A 15,929-nucleotide genomic window follows, 5' to 3' on the forward strand; every position below is an offset into this window, starting at 1 on the left:
CGTTATTAGTAAGAATTGAAACCGTTTTAAAAGATAACTGTAGAAAAAATCCCCACTTCCCTTTTGTTTTCATATGTAAAGAAAAGGATGACTATTTTTGCCGTGTCGATATTTCATTATTGTCTCTTGATGTAGATGTGATGAAAGAAATATCGATAAATAAGGGATTTTTAAATAGTATAATCATTTATAATTTTATTGTATTAATTATGAAAATAAATCTGATTAAGATTTTTAGTATTGCCTTTTTGTTTTCATTGCTATTTGCGTGTGAAAATAATTTGGAGATGACGCTCCCACAAGGACCTCAGGGAGAAAAAGGTGATAAAGGAGATCCGGGCCTATCGGCATTTGATCTTTGGAAAGAAGTGTACGGAAAAGACCCGAATACGCCAATAGACGAATTTTTTAACTCATTAAAAGGAAAAGATGGCGCAGACGGACTTACTCCTTATATCAAAAATGATAACTGGTGGATTGGCGACAAAGATACGGGCGTTCCTGCGAGAGGACAGGACGGAAAGACTCCGACGGTTGAGATTGGACCGGGGCCCGATTATTTCTGGATCATTGATGGTACCGCCACTACGGTCTCTGCAAAAGGGATCGACGGGAAAGATGGAAAAGACGGTAAGGACGGATTTACTCCTGTATTGGGCGATAACGGCAACTGGTTTATCGATGGAAAAGATACCGATAAGCCTTGGAAAGTAATTCCCGAAATCGGTACGGACGGCAACTGGTGGATTGATGGTCTGAATACTGAAAAACCGGCCCGTGGCCCGAAAGGAGAAGACGGCTTATCGGCTTACGAATTATGGAAAGATGCCGTCGATAAGGGAGAAATGACCAATAAAGACGGTTCCGATTACACCGGAGGCAACACGTGGGAAGAATTTCTTAAATGGTTACAAGGTGGTGATGTATCGGTATTGCATCAATACTGGACGACTCTTCCGGGTAATGAGGGGAAAACGATCGAACAGTTTATCGAAGAGTTATTCGACTGTCATTGCGACGGAATTACGGTAGGTTTGCAATTCGAAGACAAATGTATCGAGTTGAATCCCGACGGAACATTGAAAGGAACTTATTCAGCTACCCTCCGTATCGGCGGAAAGGCCGGAACTTCGGTGAAGGTAACCGGAAAAGGGGTCGATTTAAGTGGAAACATTACAAACGACCAGACACCCATTACTTTCACTATCCAACGCGGCGACGAAAATATCCCGCTTGCTATTGAATGCACCGAGGGCGGCAATGTTGTGAACAAAACGGCTACCATCCCCGCTTTAAAATACATTAAACTGGGAAGCGCAACGACTGTTACCCAAGTACAAGGAGAACAGAAAGACGTGGTGGTGATTACGTTTGCTGCCGCTCCTGTGGAGGTGTTTGTCGGCGGAACATTGATTTCTAGTGCGAACGGTATTGTTGAAGGTTCGGGCTGGGCCGTTTCCAATGAAGGAAAAACGTTTACCAAAACCTATGACAGAGCTGCAACCGAGCAGAAACCTACGGTTCAAGCCAAAGGGGCGGATCCTATCTGTAGTACGATTGCAAATGCATTTACCATTCCGACCCTAACACCGGTTGAGGTTACCGGAAATCCGGTACTTGCAGTTATTCCAGGGAATAACTGCAATCTCCAACTTACTTTGCAGGGAACCCCGGGTATGACGGTTACGGCTACGTATCCCGGATTAGCAACACCAATCAAATTAACGGAAAGTCCTGCCGGAACGTATACAACGACTGGTATTCCCAGAAAATTCACCGCGTATGATGTCACCGTCGAAGCCAAGATGGATGGCCGCGGAACGGTGAAAAAATCCGTCAGGGTTGAAGGGGCATTCTTATTTACCAATACGCTTCAAGTTACGAATAACAACGGAACGTCAGCTACTTGGTCGAATGCGATAGTTGCAAATGAATTCAAAAATACCGGTACGGAGCCGATTATCGTTACGTTTACAGGGAGAACAGGTAATGCCGGTGCTCAAAATATTAAAAGAAATAGCCCTTCTCATGGTGCTTATCCGTTCATTCTAAATCTCCAGCCGGGGCAAACAGAAACCGTTCAATTCTATAGAGACTATACTATTACTTTTGCCAACGGAAATTATAGCGTGAACTATACCGTATCAAATGACTGTGGGGAGAGTGCCGCGAGTGCTTCTTTCGCTATAAATAATCAGCAAAATTATAAAGCTAAGTTTACTAAGCCCGCCGGATGGGGAGGTCCCGGCCAACCGGGTGGTCCGGGTTGGGATCCTAAAGACCCCAATGCCGCTAACCCCGATATAACTTTCAACGTAGAGGTTACCAATGCGATCCCTAACTCATTCGTCGAATTCCAATTGTACAACGGAACAGGCTACAGCGCTAAATTCAGAGGTCAGGTAGACGCGAACGGAAAACTCACCCAATCGGTTACTATGCCGGCGAAAGATTTGGCGGTAGCATTGGACGACGGATTCGCCATATTCCGATTCTTTAAAACCCAAGCTGGAAATCAACTTTTAGATCCGTACAACATCGGTGCTGAAAAAGAAACCGTAAAATTTGCATTTGAATAATCAATTCGTAATAAATGGAATATGAAAAAAAATAAATTAGCATATATCCTTCTTTTAGGTTTATTCTGTATCACCGGTCCTGCCTTTGCGCAGGACACGGTTACGGAAGGCGCTTACGAGGAAGGAAAGACAAAGAGAGCCTGGGAGATCGGCGTGGGCGGTTCGGTATTCGGTTTTAGCCGTATCGATTTTACCAACTTCCAGAAATCGACCGATAACTACAAACTCGGACTGCAACTGCGCCACAGCGTGGTAGGTCCGCACTTGTATATCGCCCGCGAGCTTAGCCCTCACTTCTACCTCGACGTGCAGGGTAATGTAGGATTTACCGAACAATACGTGAACGGTGAAGATAAACTGAAAACGCTCTTTATGGTAGGCCCCGGTCTCCAGTGGCGTTTGGGTGAATATTTCGACTCCAAATATGTAGATCCTTTTTTTCGTGTGGGCGTAAGCTATATGAAGAAAAATTTCAGCATGAAATACCAGGGAACCGAGGGAACGCTACCCGAAGAAATGTCGTGGGTGCTCGAGAACCTGTACAATAAGGAGGGTGCCGATCGGAATGAAATGTTTCCCATATCGTTTGGTGCCGGAGTGAACGGTTGGTTGAGCGATAATTTCGGGATTGGTCTTCAAGGGGACTATCTGTTGATGCCGCATCAAAATGTAGCCAATTCCCTGCAAGGGACGGTTCGGTTGATTTGGCGCATCGGCGGAAGATCCAAGAAACGCCCCCCGGTAGTGCAATATGTCGAGAAGATCGTGCAGGCGCCGCCCGTGGAAAAGATTGTTGAAAAAATTGTGGAAGTGCCGGCGGAAGTAATTGAAACGCCGTCTACCGAAATCTGCGAACTGTTCAACAATATCTACTTTGAGTTTGATAAGTCGGATATCCGTCCGATAAGTTACGAAACACTGGATAAGATTGCCGATATACTCAAAGCCAATACAAACAAGAAATATCTGGTGACCGGATATACCGATGCTTGGGGCAGTGCCGCATATAATATCGGCTTGTCGCAACGCCGTGCCGCAGCGGTCATTAAGGCTTTGGAGGATAGAGGTGTCCCGGCGAATATCTTGAAATCGAGAGGTGTAGGTAAGAAAATCTCGTACGCTCCTACCGGTGAATCGAATCAGGTAAGGGAAGGCGACCGGAAAGTGACGGTTGAGATTATCACAAATCTTGATTACTGGAACTTTATGCCAAAGAACGACCTGTAGAGGTATTTCTAAAACTAATTTTGAAAAAAAGCTGTCTCACAATAAAAAGTGAGGTGGCTTTTTTTATATATAAAAGAGAGAGGCTATCTGAAACGTCAGATAGCCTCTCGTTGAAATTGAAGATTAGAAAAGTTCCACAATTAATTATTTATATCAAGATCGTGTAAGCCTCTGTTGATTGTTTATTAGTGCAATGGAGTATCTTCAATTTCTTGTTGCGTTTCCGTTTCGGCCGGAACGCTGTCAAGAGTGGTTTCTTCACCTTCACTATTGAAGTAGAATGTCTTTGACGATTTATCTTCCTTGTTGGTAGCCACTACTTTCGTCAGTTGCTTTTCTGCGTTATATTGAAGTGCATTCAGTTCGTACGTTTCCGATACCGTGCGTACCGCAGCTTGAACCTTTTCATTCAATTCTTCAAACGTGATATCGGCAAAACCGTCATCCTGACTTACAGAAGACATTTCGGCGGAAGGTTCCTGCACCTCTTCTTTTACTTCTTGTTCAGGAACTTCTTCCCATGTCGTTTGCTTTCCTTCTGCATCGAGGTACAATACTTCGGACGATTGATCGGCTTTTTTAGTCGCTTCTACTTTGGTCACTTGCTTTTCAGCGTGATACTTCAGCGTTTTTACGTCGTATTCTCCGGCAAGCGCGTTGATCGCCGCTTGTACCGCTTCGGGAAGTTCTTCCAATTTCACATCCGTGAACCCGTCATCTTGTTGTACCGATATCGCTACCAAATTACTGTTTATGGCATCGGCTGCCTGAATTGCCGTACTTGTTGCGAACAGCCCCGCTGCGAACAATGTGATAGATAAAATAACTTTTTTCATAACCGTAAATTTTTAATATGAATACTATAAAATAATTTCTTTTTTATTCGAAAGACCAACCATTGTTGAGCCTTGCTTTCGCAGATATATAACCAAATACCGTACAAAAAAAACGCATCGAATGTCAATCGGTACTTAAAACGAAATCAATCAACCCGATAAATAAATTTGAGAAGAATCGCCTCTTTTCCGGGAACTGTGGAATGGGTGTGGAAACTGTGGAATCATTCCACAGTCGGGTTGTGGAATAAGTCATTCGCCGAGGGCGCGCGCTCCGGGAGACGCCCCCGGTAAGAGTATCTTTTGTGTTGCTGCTTCCCTCTTTTTATTTATCTTTGGACGTACAAAATGATTCAATCATAAAGGTGATGGCAGCAGCAACGTCTTTTGAGCATACGATACGGATAAAAATAGGATTGATATTTTTTGTAATCATCCTCTTTTTTGCGGGTATATTGATCTATTCGTATACCTTAAAAAGAAATATGGATGAGCAACAGAAGGAGATACAGCAATATAATCAATTACTTTCGCGCACGAACCGCCTGATGATTTCGGTGCAGGAAGCGCAGCACATTATTAATGCTTATCTGGGGTCCCCGCGCCGCGCTTATCGACAACAATACGATTCGATTTCGGCGGACATCTATCGCCAAACGATTCAAATCCGGGATTTCTTATCGCAAAACGATCAACAGATTTTGTTGGAAAACATGCTTGATTTGTTGGATGAAAAGAATACGATTGTCAGGAGCCTTACCATGCAGTTCAGGGGCCAAAATCCGTTAAATGAGCTTGACCGGAAAATCGACGATTACAACAACCTGATGCGCGACTCGCTTATTGTAACCAGCAAGAAGGACACCACGCTTATCCTTCAGGAAAAAAAGGGTTTCTGGAGCCGGTTAAGGGCCCTCTTTAACCCGGATCATCCGGGCGATACGACCCTGAAAATAGCTTCACAGGAGAAAGATACGCTGATGAAGTTGCGGGTCGATACGGTGGTATATTCCGATCTTAAAAATATCACCCAAGAAGCGTCCAAGACTTACTCTTCAAAAATTCAAGGCATTGAAAGGCAGGTACGGGATATGGTATTGGCGGAGCAAAACATTTCGCTGCAACTTTCGCAGTTGATCACCGAGCTCTATAATCAAACCCTCAAAACTGCCCAGAAGGGAATCGAAAACAGCGGACGGCTTTCGCAACGCATATTCGTATTTTCCATTATTACCGGAGTCTTATCGTTGCTGTTGATTATGACGATCATCTTTTTTATTATCAGTGACCTGAACAAGGGGCAGCGTGCGCGGATGGATCTGGCCCGGGAGAAGCAATTGACTGAAGAGCTCATGGAAAGCCGTCATAAACTGTTGCTTTCGGTATCACACGATATAAAAACGCCGCTGAGCTCGATGATGGGCTATATGGAACTGTGGAATATGGAGGAGACGTCGCCCGCCCGCAAGAAACAGTTGCGCTCGGCGCAGAATTCAGGGAAGCATATCCTGAGCCTGCTGACGAACTTACTCGAATTCTCACGCCTCGAACAAAATACGGGCCGGCGAGTCAATAGCCGGTTCCGATTGAACGACATTTTGAACGAAATTGTCGATATGTTCCGTCCGTTCACCGAAGAGAAAAATATACGCATCGCTTACCGTAGCCAACTGCCGGATTCGTTATTCGTCGAAACCGATTATACGATTCTCAAACAAATACTGTCGAATGTATTATCGAATGCGGTGAAATATACCCTCAAAGGCGGGGTGACCCTGGACGTGAAAAAGGAAAGACGCTTTATTTTTGTCATCACCGATACGGGCATCGGGATCGATCAAAAAGATCGGGATAAGATATTCAAGCCCTTCTCGCGGATAAATAATACGTTGAGAACGGAAGGAACCGGCTTTGGTCTGTATGTGACCAAAGGGTTGGTGGATTCCCTGGGAGGAACGATTGGTATTGCATCGAAAAAAGAAAAAGGAACAACGGTAACGATTGAACTTCCTTTGCAGGAAGTGGAGCCGATGCACCCTGAGGCTCTTTCCGCCGGCGCCCGTAAGGACGATGTTCCGTCCGGGAAGAAGCATTATCGTCATGTCCTTATTGTGGAAGATGATGCGGCTTTGGGCAATATGATCCGTGAGTTTTTAACGCGCCAAGGCTATGAAGTTACTCTGTGTAGCCATCTTGATGAGATGAAGAAGGTGATGCAAGGCTGTGTCGCTTTTGATATTGTTTTTACGGATATGAATATGATGACTATTTCCGGATACGATATTCTGCATGCGATCCGGAAAGGTTACCCGACCATCCCGGTGTGGTTGATGACGGCTTATGACGATTATACGGAGCAAAAAGCCTTGAAAGAGGGATTCGACGGGTTCATTACCAAGCCGATTAAAATGAATGCGCTTCTTTCCATTCTCTCGGCGGGACAAGTGCCGGATGTATCGGAAAAGATAGAAATGGAGTTCCCTCTGCTATGGGGGCTTTTTAATGACGAAAACGCGATCAGGGAAATTCTTTCGAAATTCGTCGAAACTACCTACCGCGATACGGATCAGTTAGAAGAATTCATCCGGCAAGGCGATTTTAAGGCGGCGCAACAGCTTTGCCATAAGATGCATCCGTTCCTGGCGCAACTTAATGCCGAACAGTTGGGGGATACGTTGCGCAAAATGGATTCCTTACGCGGAAAAGACGAATCGGCTTATCCTAATTGGAAAGAAGAACTTGCGCAAACGATCCGAAATCTGCGTGCATTCGCCGATAGGATATTTCTCGCCGATAAACGCAGATGAAATGTTCCCGGTGCTTTACCGGAAGGTGAGGAGTTGCATGGAGTTCCCGTCGAATACGGCATAGGAAAAAAAGCGAATCCAGTCTCCCAATAAAATGATCCGTGCGTGGGGAGGAAGCGGATAATCGAGCATAAGGTGGCGGTGTCCGAAAACAAAGAAATCTACGTCGGGCGTTTTTTGCAACTGCTGCCGGGCAAATTGTATCAAGTATTCTTTCTCTTCACCCAGAAAGTCGATCATCCCCCCATTCTCGCGACTGTGGTTCGACCAGGCATGGGCCAAAGGAATGGTCCAACGCGGATGAACGGCGGAGAATAATACCCGTAGGAATTTACTGTGGAAAACGCGTTGTAAAAAGCCGAAAGATCCGGAAGTGTCTCCGAGTCCGTCGCCATGTGCCATGAAAAAAGTCTTGCCGTATAAATCGGTTACAAACGGTTCGAAATGCAACTTCATCCCGCACTCTTCGCTCAGATAATCGGTGAGCCACATATCGTGGTTGCCGGTGAAAAAATGCACCTCTACGCCCGAGTCGGTAACGTCGGCGAGCTTACCCAAAATACGTGTAAATCCTTTCGGCACCACATATTTGTATTCGTACCAATAATCGAATAGATCGCCCAATATATAAATAGCCTTTGCGTCTTGTCTCGCAATGTCGAGCCAACGGCATAGCTTGCGTTCCGTATCACGGGTATCGGCATGCATTTTAGAGCCCAGGTGGGCATCGGAAAGAAAATAGTATTTATTTCTCACGTCGTTGTCGGATCGGTTATTACATCATACCCAATTCCAACAGCGCTTCTTCGCTCATCATGGATTTGTCCCAAGGCGGTTCGAAGGTGAGATTGATATTCACGCTTTTTATTTCGCTGATCGATTCGAGTTTCATCTGCACGTCCATCAAGATGAAATCCGCCGCAGGGCAGTTGGGAGAAGTAAATGTCATTTCGATGTTCACGTTGAACTCATCGTCGATATCTACATCGTAAATCATGCCCAAATCGAAGATATTCACCGGGATTTCCGGGTCATATACGGTGCGAAGCATCACGACGATCTGATCTTGTATTTTTTGTAATTCTTCGTTCATAGTTTTCTTTTTTATTCCTTCTTATAATATTCCTTCATCGGCGAAGCTGTAATACACGGCATCGGCGATAATCAGATGATCGAGTAATGAAATCTCCATCAATGCGGCCGCTTCTTTCAGTTTCTTTGTGACACGGATATCCTGCTCGCTGGGCTTGCAACTTCCCGAAGGGTGATTGTGCCCCAGAATAATGCCCGAAGCGTAATCGTTCAAGGCTTCCCGAAGGATAAGCCTGACATCCACTACCGTTCCCGATATACCTCCGCGGCTCACGAGGAGCGGGGAGATGACTTGATTGGAATGATCCAGCAATAAAGCCCACGATGCTTCGTATGGCAAATCGCACAGCATGGGAGAGAGGTCTTCGTATGCATCGTGCGATGACCGGATCTTTTTGCGCTGCTCCCGCTGGCTCTCTTTTCTTCTGCGTCCCAACTCCATCGCCGCAATAATGGTGATGGCTTTGGCTGGCCCGATACCCGAAAAATTATTTACCAAGTCGCTTATCGTGAAACGGCTCAACTTGTTCAAATCGTTGTCGGCTTTGCGCAAAATGTCTTTGCAAAGATCCACAGCACTCTCCTTGCTGCTTCCCGAACCAATAAGAATGGCAAGTAGCTCGGAGTCCGACAAGGCCGCAACGCCTTTCAATAAAAGCTTTTCACGCGGACGGTCTTCTTCGGCCCATTGTTTGATACTTATCTTTGACGTATCGGACATCATCCATCAGATTTTAGCGGATATCTGCCCACAAAGATAGCATAAAAAAAGACATCTTAAAAAAGATGTCCTTTAGGATGTAGGATGTATATTAAAAAAATGAATGCTTATTTCGCTCTTTCTACATAGCTTCCCGTACGCGGATCGATTTTAATTTTTTCACCGGTTTCGATGAATAGCGGTACGCGAACCTCGGCGCCGGTTTCAACCGTAGCCGGCTTCGTGGCATTGGTCGCCGTATCGCCTTTCAGTCCCGGTTCGGTATAAGTGATTTCCAAAATGACATACGTCGGCATTTCGGCCGTCAAGACGGTTTCACTTTCGGCGTGCACTTGTACCTCCACAATATCGCCTTCTTTTAAGAATTCCACCCCTTCTATTTGCGCTCCGGGGATGGGTATCTGTTCGAAGGTTTCGGTATTCATGAAGTTATAGCCCATATCATCCTTATATAGATATTGGTAAGGACGGCGCTCAATGCGAACTTCATCAACCCGTACGCCCGAGTTGAATGTCTTGTCGAGAACACGTCCGGTCGTTACGTTTTTTAGTTTGGTTCTTACAAAAGCCGGGCCTTTACCGGGTTTTACATGTAAAAATTCGATAATGAAATAATATTGTCCATCCAAATCGATGCACATTCCGTTTCTGAAATCAGCTGTCGTTGCCATAAAACAGGGTTGTTAGTGTTATTTTGAAGTTTTTAGAGTGCAAAAATACACATTTACTTTGTAACGTGCAACGATTATTTTTATAACACATGCATTCCGTCCAAAATCAATTTGGTGACGAACAGGAAGAAAATGACCCACATCGTAATGGAGATGTGCCTCAACTTGCCACTTAATACTTTTAAGAGGACAAACGAAAGCATTCCGAACACGATGCCTTGGGCGATGCTGAAAGCAAAAGGCATCATAGCGATGGTGAGAAATGCGGGTAGCGCTTCCGTCATATCTTCGAAGTTGATTCTGACCACGGATGATATCATGAACAGTCCTACCAAAATCAAGGCGGGAGCTGTGGCCGATGCCGGTACCATTAAGAAGAGCGGCGCCAAAAATAAAGCAATGGCAAACATGACGGCTGTCGAAAGAGCGGTCAATCCGGTCTTGCCTCCTGCCGCTACGCCTGAGGCGCTTTCGACATAAGATGTAACGGTACTGGTTCCCAATATTGCCCCGAAAGTGGTGGCAAAAGCATCGGCCACCAGCGCTTTTTTAATCTGCGGAAAGTTGCCGTCTTTATCCGTCAGCCCGGCTTTGGAAGCAACCCCCAGCAGGGTGCCGATCGTGTCGAATAAGTTGACGAACAAGAAGGTGAATACGACAATCACCATGTCTATGGTGAAGAGATGTTGCCAATCGAATTGCAGGAAGATAGGCGAGATGTCGGGAGGAAGGGAAATGATGCTCCCCTGCGGCAAATGTACCAATCCGAGGATGGCGGCGAATATCGTCGCTACCGCAATTCCGATGAGGAACGATCCCTGTACCTTTTTATAATATAACACCGCCGTGAGAATCAGCCCGAGAAGCGCCACCCAGATATGAGGGTTGGCCATATCGCCCAAAGCCAACATGGTGTTGTCGTTCTTTACGATAATGCCGGCGTTTTGCAATCCGATGAGCGTGATAAACAATCCGATACCTACCGGAATGGCATCTTTAATAGTTTTTGGAATACTTTTTACGATAAGCTCCCTGACATTGAAAAACGTGAGCAGAATAAATATGATTCCTTCGATAAATACCGCCGTGAGCGCCATTTGCCAGGAATATCCCAATCCGAGTACGACCGAAAAGGCGAAGAAACTATTCAGTCCCATACCCGGGGCTTGTGCAACCGGTATTTTCGGAATGAAAGCCATTAGCAGGGTGCCGATAACAGTCGCCAAAGCCGTGGCCGTAAAGAGTGCCGAACGATCCATCCCCGCAGCGCTTAATATGTTGGGATTGACTACCAGAATATACGACATGGTGAGAAACGTAATGATCCCCGCCACGATTTCGGTCCGTACATTCGTCTTATGTTCCTTAAGTTTAAATATTTTTTCTAACATCTTCAAAAACGATCTATTTATTTAAAAATTCCATTTCGTTGCCAATGTCGGGATGGCGTAAAACCGGCTTTCGTTTGTTGCGTTTACGAAGTTGTAGCTGAGTTCCACTTCCGTACCGAGAGAAAAATGCGGCGTCACATTATACCAGAATTGAGGCTCAGTTAAGAGCACCAGCTTTTTACCCGATGTGGCGCCGGTTCTGTCTTTATTTTCCGACCAAAGATCGAAAAATCCGGCCAACGAGAGTTTATTGTCGGCTAAATTGGCATTCCATGTAACGGTCCACTGCGCATCATGGCTAATCTTTTCGAAAGCATTTAATTTATAAGCGGCATAAGTGCTCATAAAGAAGTTTTCCAATTGAAAAGAATACGAAAGACCGCCCAGATACGAGCTGGGTATCGAAAATCCATATCCGGAGTTTCTGACCAGTCCCAAACCTCCGTTGTATTCCAAATGCGGCCTTAAGGCGAAGTCGCTTATTTGAAAGGTGCGGGCGATTTCGGCATAAGCCAACCCTGGATTACGTTGGTTGAAATTGAAGTCGATATCGACAAACATAAATGTCGATCCCCAGTCATCCGGCTTAAACATTTCAAACGTAGCCGTTAAATAGTTGATTGAAGAAGCTTTGTCGCCATATAGCGAATGGCGGGGATCAAAATGCAGTTGCAAATTCTGTGCATGAGTTACGCCTATCAAACAAATGAAGGCAAGGGCAAGGATGATCTTTTTACGTTCCATAAAATGCGGGTATGATTATATAAATTTAAAGAAGCTGCGAAGGTAACAAAAAAATGGAAATGCAAGACAAAATAGATGTTATTTTTGTACTTTTGTCTTTCCTAAAAATCCTAACAGAAATATGGACAATACGATCATGCAACCTCTGGTTATTTATAATACGTTAAGCCGTACGAAAGAAACGTTCGAACCGCTGCATTCGCCCAATGTCGGGTTGTATGTGTGCGGACCTACGGTATATGGCGATCCGCATTTGGGACATGCCCGCCCGGCTATCACGTTCGACCTGCTGTTCAGGTATCTTCGTTTTATCGGATATAAAGTGCGTTACGTTAGGAATATAACCGATGTGGGGCATTTGGAGAATGATGCCGATGAAGGGGAAGATAAAATAGCCAAGAAAGCCCGTTTGGAACAATTGGAACCGATGGAGATCGCCCAGTATTACACGCTTCGTTACCATAAAGCCATGGAAGCGCTCAATACGCTGCCGCCTTCCATTGAGCCGTTGGCGTCGGGGCACATTATCGAACAGATTGAACTGGCGAAAGAGATTTTCGATAAAGGGTTTGCCTACGAAAGTGAGGGTTCGCTCTATTTCGACGTGGAAAAATATAATAAGGAGTATCATTACGGACGCCTGTCGGGAAGGAATATCGATGAACTATTGGAGAATACGCGCCAGTTGGAAGGCCAACACGAAAAACGAAAGAGTGTTGACTTTGCTCTCTGGAAAAAAGCGTCCCCCGACCATATTATGAAGTGGCCTTCGCCCTGGAGCCGCGGCTTCCCCGGATGGCATCTCGAGTGCTCGGCTATGAGCACAAAATATTTGGGAGAAGAGTTCGATATTCATGGTGGAGGTATGGATTTGATCTTTCCGCACCATGAATGCGAAATAGCTCAAAACACTGCTGCGCAGGGAAAATCTTCCGTGAAATATTGGATGCATAACAATATGATAACCATTAACGGCCAGAAGATGGGCAAGTCGTTGGGAAATTTCATCAACCTCGAAGAGTTCTTTTCAGGCGAGAATCCGATGTTAGAGAAGGCCTATTCGCCGATGGTTATCCGCTTTTTTATCCTGCAATCGCATTACCGCAGTCCGGTTGATTTCGGTAACGAAGCCTTGCAAGCATCCGAAAAAGGATTGAAACGCCTGCTCGAAGCGAACGGTTTTATCGATAAGTTACCCGTCGGACAAACCTCTTCGTACGATGTAAAGTTGTTGCGGCAGAAGTGTTTCGATGCGATGAACGACGATTTGAATTCACCCATTCTTATCGCCCATTTGTTTGAAGGGGCACGGTTGATTCATGCGGTAAAAGATAAAAAAGAACAGATCACTCAAGAGGATAAGCAAGAACTCCGCTCACTGTTCGATGATTTCCTTTTCGATATATTGGGCATAAAAGATGAAACGGAAGATGCCGGCGGTCAATATGAAGCTTTCTCGAAGGCAATTGACATCCTTTTGGATATAAGGCTGGAAGCCAAACAACGCAAAGATTGGGCGACTTCCGACAAAATACGCGACGAATTAACCGCTCTCGGTTTTGTGATTAAAGATACGAAAGACGGAGTGGAATGGACGTTCCTCTAACTCCTCCCCGCTTCGCGGTGCTCCCCTTATACTAAGGGAAGAGTTAGGGTCTTCTGTTTTAAAGAAATAGATTAAATGCAAATTTTTCTCTCTCCTGCCAAGTTGATGAACTTCGATTGCACGGCAGACAGCCTACAGACTTCCGATCCATTGTTTGCAGATAAAACGGCACAACTTGTTGACGTGTGTCGTACGTTATCGCCTGAAAATATTGCAGTGAAAATGAAAATCAGTAACGATATGGCGTATGATGTGCACAGCTATTTTCAAAGTTTCGATTTTGCGAGTACGCCTCGCCGGGCGGCAGCATTGGCTTATAACGGTATTGCGTATAAGGGGTTGAATGCGCACGATTTTACTTCTGCCGATGCCGTGTTCGCCCAAGAGCATCTGAATATCTGTTCCGGTTTGTACGGCATCCTGCGGCCTTTCGATCGGATTAAGCCTTATCGGCTTGAATTCCAGCGTAACATATCGCCTAAAGGATATAAAAGCCTTTATGATTTCTGGCAGAAAACGTTAAATGATTATCTTGCCGACAAGTTAAAACAAGACGATAAGACTATTATCAACGTCTCTTCCGCCGAGTATTCGAAAGTGTTGAGAAAAGACCTCCTTCCGGAAGGAACGCGGATCATCGAAATGAACTTCTTGCAACAAGAAGCCGATCGCTTTAAACAAGTTGTCGTTCATACGAAGAAGGCGCGCGGCATGATGAGCCGTTTTATCATTAAAAATAAATTATCGACTTCCGAAGATGTAAAAGCATTTGATTATGAAGGGTATTTCTTTTATCCGTCTCTTTCGAAAAAGGATAAATGGATTTTTGTCCGGTAGATTCCGACCGATAGACAGGTATGCCAAGACGGTTGTCATTAAAAGAAGTAAAAAAGAGATAGATTTTCTATTTTGATGAGGACTCATCCTCATTATTTATTACTTTTGTAAAAAAATACCCGCAGGCATGCAATACAAAGTATATCCTCCAACTACATTACGAACAACCGTCCATTTGCCCGCATCCAAAAGCATCAGTAACCGGGCGTTGATTATAAATGCATTGAGTTTGAGTACTCTTCCTATAAAGAACCTGTCGGATTGCGAAGATACGCGCGTGATTATCGATACGTTCAACTCCAACTCCAATATTTTTGATGTGAAGGCTGCCGGAACGGCGATGCGCTTTTTGACGGCTTTCCTCGCCGGTATGGAAGGCGAATGGATTATAAGAGGGTCGAAGCGGATGCACGAACGTCCTATCCACCCGTTAGTAGATGCGCTTACAGCGCTCGGGGCGGAGATTGAATATCTCGAAAAGGAAGGCTATCCGCCGTTGAAAATAAAGGGCCGCCGTTTGAAGGGGGGCGAAGTGTATCTTTCGGGAAATATCAGTTCGCAGTTTATCTCGGCGTTACTTATGATTGCTCCTTTAATGGAAAACGGGTTGATTGTACATATCGAAAAGGAGATTGTTTCGAAGCCCTATGTGCAATTGACTTTGAGCATGATGAAAAAATTCGGAATAACCGCTAAGTGGGAAGACAACGATATCATCATCAAGCATCAGGATTATACGCCCGTATCGATGACGGTCGAATCGGACTGGTCGGCGGCTTCGTATTGGTATGCGATGACGGCGCTCAGCGACGATCCCGATGCACAGGTAACCCTTCTCGGGTTGGAAAAGGACAGTTGGCAGGGTGATTCGGCCGTTGTAACGCTTTTTTCCTATTTAGGCGTTTCGACCGAGTTCTTCGACAAGGGTATCGTCATTCGCAAAACGAAAGAACGTTCTAAAAAGTTCTTCCACGATTTCGTCGATCAACCCGATTTGGTACAGACGTTTGCCACGACATGTTGCTTTCTGAATATACCCTTTCTTTTTTCAGGCATTCAAAGTTTGCGCATTAAAGAAACCGATCGTATATTGGCATTAATGACGGAACTCAAGAAGCTGGGGTTTGTGTTGAAAGAAACGGATATAGGAATGATGGAGTGGGACGGGGAACGAAGTTTCCCGGAAGTAAATCCGCTCATCGACACTTATGACGATCATCGAATGGCTATGTCTTTCGCTCCTGCGGCGATTCGCTATAATTCCATCATTATTAACGACCCCAAGGTTGTCAACAAGTCTTATCCCAATTTCTGGAACGATTTGAAGAGCGCAGGATTTAGGATCGAAAAGATAGAATGATTCTTTCGCCGGCGCAAGTTCCGGAATGCCCCGTTAGGTCGGTCCAACCGGTCTAGCG

Annotated in this window: 13 protein-coding genes; 6 read left to right on the forward strand and 7 right to left on the reverse strand. The window is 45.1% G+C overall.

Translation table 11 applies throughout. The features are described from left to right. The first annotated feature begins 209 nt into the window (after window positions 1-209). Window positions 210-2,579, forward strand: coding sequence for a hypothetical protein (locus ABNK31_RS00605; protein ID WP_418893844.1), 2,370 nt, complete (start codon window positions 210-212; stop codon window positions 2,577-2,579). A 21-nt stretch (window positions 2,580-2,600) separates the two neighbouring features. Next, window positions 2,601-3,806: an OmpA family protein gene (locus ABNK31_RS00610; RefSeq protein ID WP_418893845.1), complete on the forward strand. Its 1,206-nt coding sequence runs from the start codon at window positions 2,601-2,603 to the stop codon at window positions 3,804-3,806. A 185-nt stretch (window positions 3,807-3,991) separates the two neighbouring features. Here the strand turns inward: ABNK31_RS00610 and ABNK31_RS00615 are convergent, their stop codons facing one another. Then, a complete protein-coding gene (locus ABNK31_RS00615; protein WP_418893846.1) occupies window positions 3,992-4,642 on the reverse strand; it encodes a hypothetical protein in 651 nt (216 codons plus the stop codon). A 368-nt stretch (window positions 4,643-5,010) separates the two neighbouring features. Here ABNK31_RS00615 and ABNK31_RS00620 point away from each other — a divergent pair, with 368 nt between their 5' ends. Beyond that, on the forward strand, window positions 5,011-7,449 hold the full coding sequence (locus ABNK31_RS00620) for an ATP-binding protein (protein WP_418893847.1): 2,439 nt from the start codon (window positions 5,011-5,013) through the stop codon (window positions 7,447-7,449). A 15-nt stretch (window positions 7,450-7,464) separates the two neighbouring features. Here ABNK31_RS00620 and ABNK31_RS00625 read toward each other — a convergent pair whose 3' ends face one another. The 6 genes from ABNK31_RS00625 to ABNK31_RS00650 form a co-directional block, all read right to left on the reverse strand. Continuing rightward, window positions 7,465-8,205, reverse strand: coding sequence for a UDP-2,3-diacylglucosamine diphosphatase (locus tag ABNK31_RS00625; protein ID WP_418893848.1), 741 nt, complete (start codon window positions 8,203-8,205; stop codon window positions 7,465-7,467). Between the two features lie 19 nt (window positions 8,206-8,224). After that, window positions 8,225-8,542 carry a metal-sulfur cluster assembly factor gene (locus ABNK31_RS00630; RefSeq protein ID WP_418893849.1) on the reverse strand — a complete coding sequence of 106 codons (318 nt, stop codon included), beginning with the start codon at window positions 8,540-8,542 and terminating at the stop codon, window positions 8,225-8,227. A 21-nt stretch (window positions 8,543-8,563) separates the two neighbouring features. Beyond that, window positions 8,564-9,265, reverse strand: a complete 702-nt coding sequence (radC, locus tag ABNK31_RS00635) for a RadC family protein (RefSeq protein WP_418893850.1) — start codon at window positions 9,263-9,265, stop codon at window positions 8,564-8,566. A gap of 104 nt (window positions 9,266-9,369) precedes the next feature. Next, entirely contained in the window at window positions 9,370-9,933 is a 564-nt protein-coding gene (gene efp / locus ABNK31_RS00640) for an elongation factor P (RefSeq protein ID WP_418893851.1), read from the reverse strand. 80 nt (window positions 9,934-10,013) lie between these two features. After that, window positions 10,014-11,324: an NCS2 family permease gene (locus ABNK31_RS00645; RefSeq protein ID WP_418893852.1), complete on the reverse strand. Its 1,311-nt coding sequence runs from the start codon at window positions 11,322-11,324 to the stop codon at window positions 10,014-10,016. A 21-nt stretch (window positions 11,325-11,345) separates the two neighbouring features. After that, window positions 11,346-12,068, reverse strand: coding sequence for a DUF5020 family protein (locus ABNK31_RS00650; protein ID WP_321579373.1), 723 nt, complete (start codon window positions 12,066-12,068; stop codon window positions 11,346-11,348). A gap of 133 nt (window positions 12,069-12,201) precedes the next feature. On the opposite strand from ABNK31_RS00650, the gene cysS reads away from it, so the two are divergent. The 3 genes from cysS to aroA all read left to right on the forward strand — a co-directional run bounded on the left by cysS (window position 12,202) and on the right by aroA (window position 15,871). Further along, window positions 12,202-13,674 carry a cysteine--tRNA ligase gene (gene cysS / locus ABNK31_RS00655; RefSeq protein ID WP_418895448.1) on the forward strand — a complete coding sequence of 491 codons (1,473 nt, stop codon included), beginning with the start codon at window positions 12,202-12,204 and terminating at the stop codon, window positions 13,672-13,674. Between the two features lie 75 nt (window positions 13,675-13,749). Further along, window positions 13,750-14,511: a YaaA family protein gene (locus tag ABNK31_RS00660; RefSeq protein WP_418893853.1), complete on the forward strand. Its 762-nt coding sequence runs from the start codon at window positions 13,750-13,752 to the stop codon at window positions 14,509-14,511. A 127-nt stretch (window positions 14,512-14,638) separates the two neighbouring features. Further along, window positions 14,639-15,871: a 3-phosphoshikimate 1-carboxyvinyltransferase gene (aroA, locus tag ABNK31_RS00665; protein WP_418893854.1), complete on the forward strand. Its 1,233-nt coding sequence runs from the start codon at window positions 14,639-14,641 to the stop codon at window positions 15,869-15,871. Window positions 15,872-15,929 lie beyond the last annotated feature (58 nt).

The organism is Limibacterium fermenti (assembly GCF_041902845.1).
Taxonomy (GTDB): domain Bacteria; phylum Bacteroidota; class Bacteroidia; order Bacteroidales; family Dysgonomonadaceae; genus Limibacterium; species Limibacterium fermenti.

What these genes read in the sequence shown, in the direction of transcription:
- efp (WP_418893851.1), bottom strand. Translation starts at nt 9,933, where the DNA reads ATGGCAACGACAGCTGATTTCAGAAACGGAATGTGCATCGATTTGGAT.
- ABNK31_RS00620 (WP_418893847.1), top strand. Translation starts at nt 5,011, where the DNA reads ATGGCAGCAGCAACGTCTTTTGAGCATACGATACGGATAAAAATAGGA.
- ABNK31_RS00615 (WP_418893846.1), bottom strand. Translation starts at nt 4,642, where the DNA reads ATGAAAAAAGTTATTTTATCTATCACATTGTTCGCAGCGGGGCTGTTC.
- radC (WP_418893850.1), bottom strand. Translation starts at nt 9,265, where the DNA reads ATGATGTCCGATACGTCAAAGATAAGTATCAAACAATGGGCCGAAGAA.
- ABNK31_RS00610 (WP_418893845.1), top strand. Translation starts at nt 2,601, where the DNA reads ATGAAAAAAAATAAATTAGCATATATCCTTCTTTTAGGTTTATTCTGT.
- ABNK31_RS00650 (WP_321579373.1), bottom strand. Translation starts at nt 12,068, where the DNA reads ATGGAACGTAAAAAGATCATCCTTGCCCTTGCCTTCATTTGTTTGATA.
- aroA (WP_418893854.1), top strand. Translation starts at nt 14,639, where the DNA reads ATGCAATACAAAGTATATCCTCCAACTACATTACGAACAACCGTCCAT.
- ABNK31_RS00645 (WP_418893852.1), bottom strand. Translation starts at nt 11,324, where the DNA reads ATGTTAGAAAAAATATTTAAACTTAAGGAACATAAGACGAATGTACGG.
- ABNK31_RS00630 (WP_418893849.1), bottom strand. Translation starts at nt 8,542, where the DNA reads ATGAACGAAGAATTACAAAAAATACAAGATCAGATCGTCGTGATGCTT.
- ABNK31_RS00660 (WP_418893853.1), top strand. Translation starts at nt 13,750, where the DNA reads ATGCAAATTTTTCTCTCTCCTGCCAAGTTGATGAACTTCGATTGCACG.
- ABNK31_RS00605 (WP_418893844.1), top strand. Translation starts at nt 210, where the DNA reads ATGAAAATAAATCTGATTAAGATTTTTAGTATTGCCTTTTTGTTTTCA.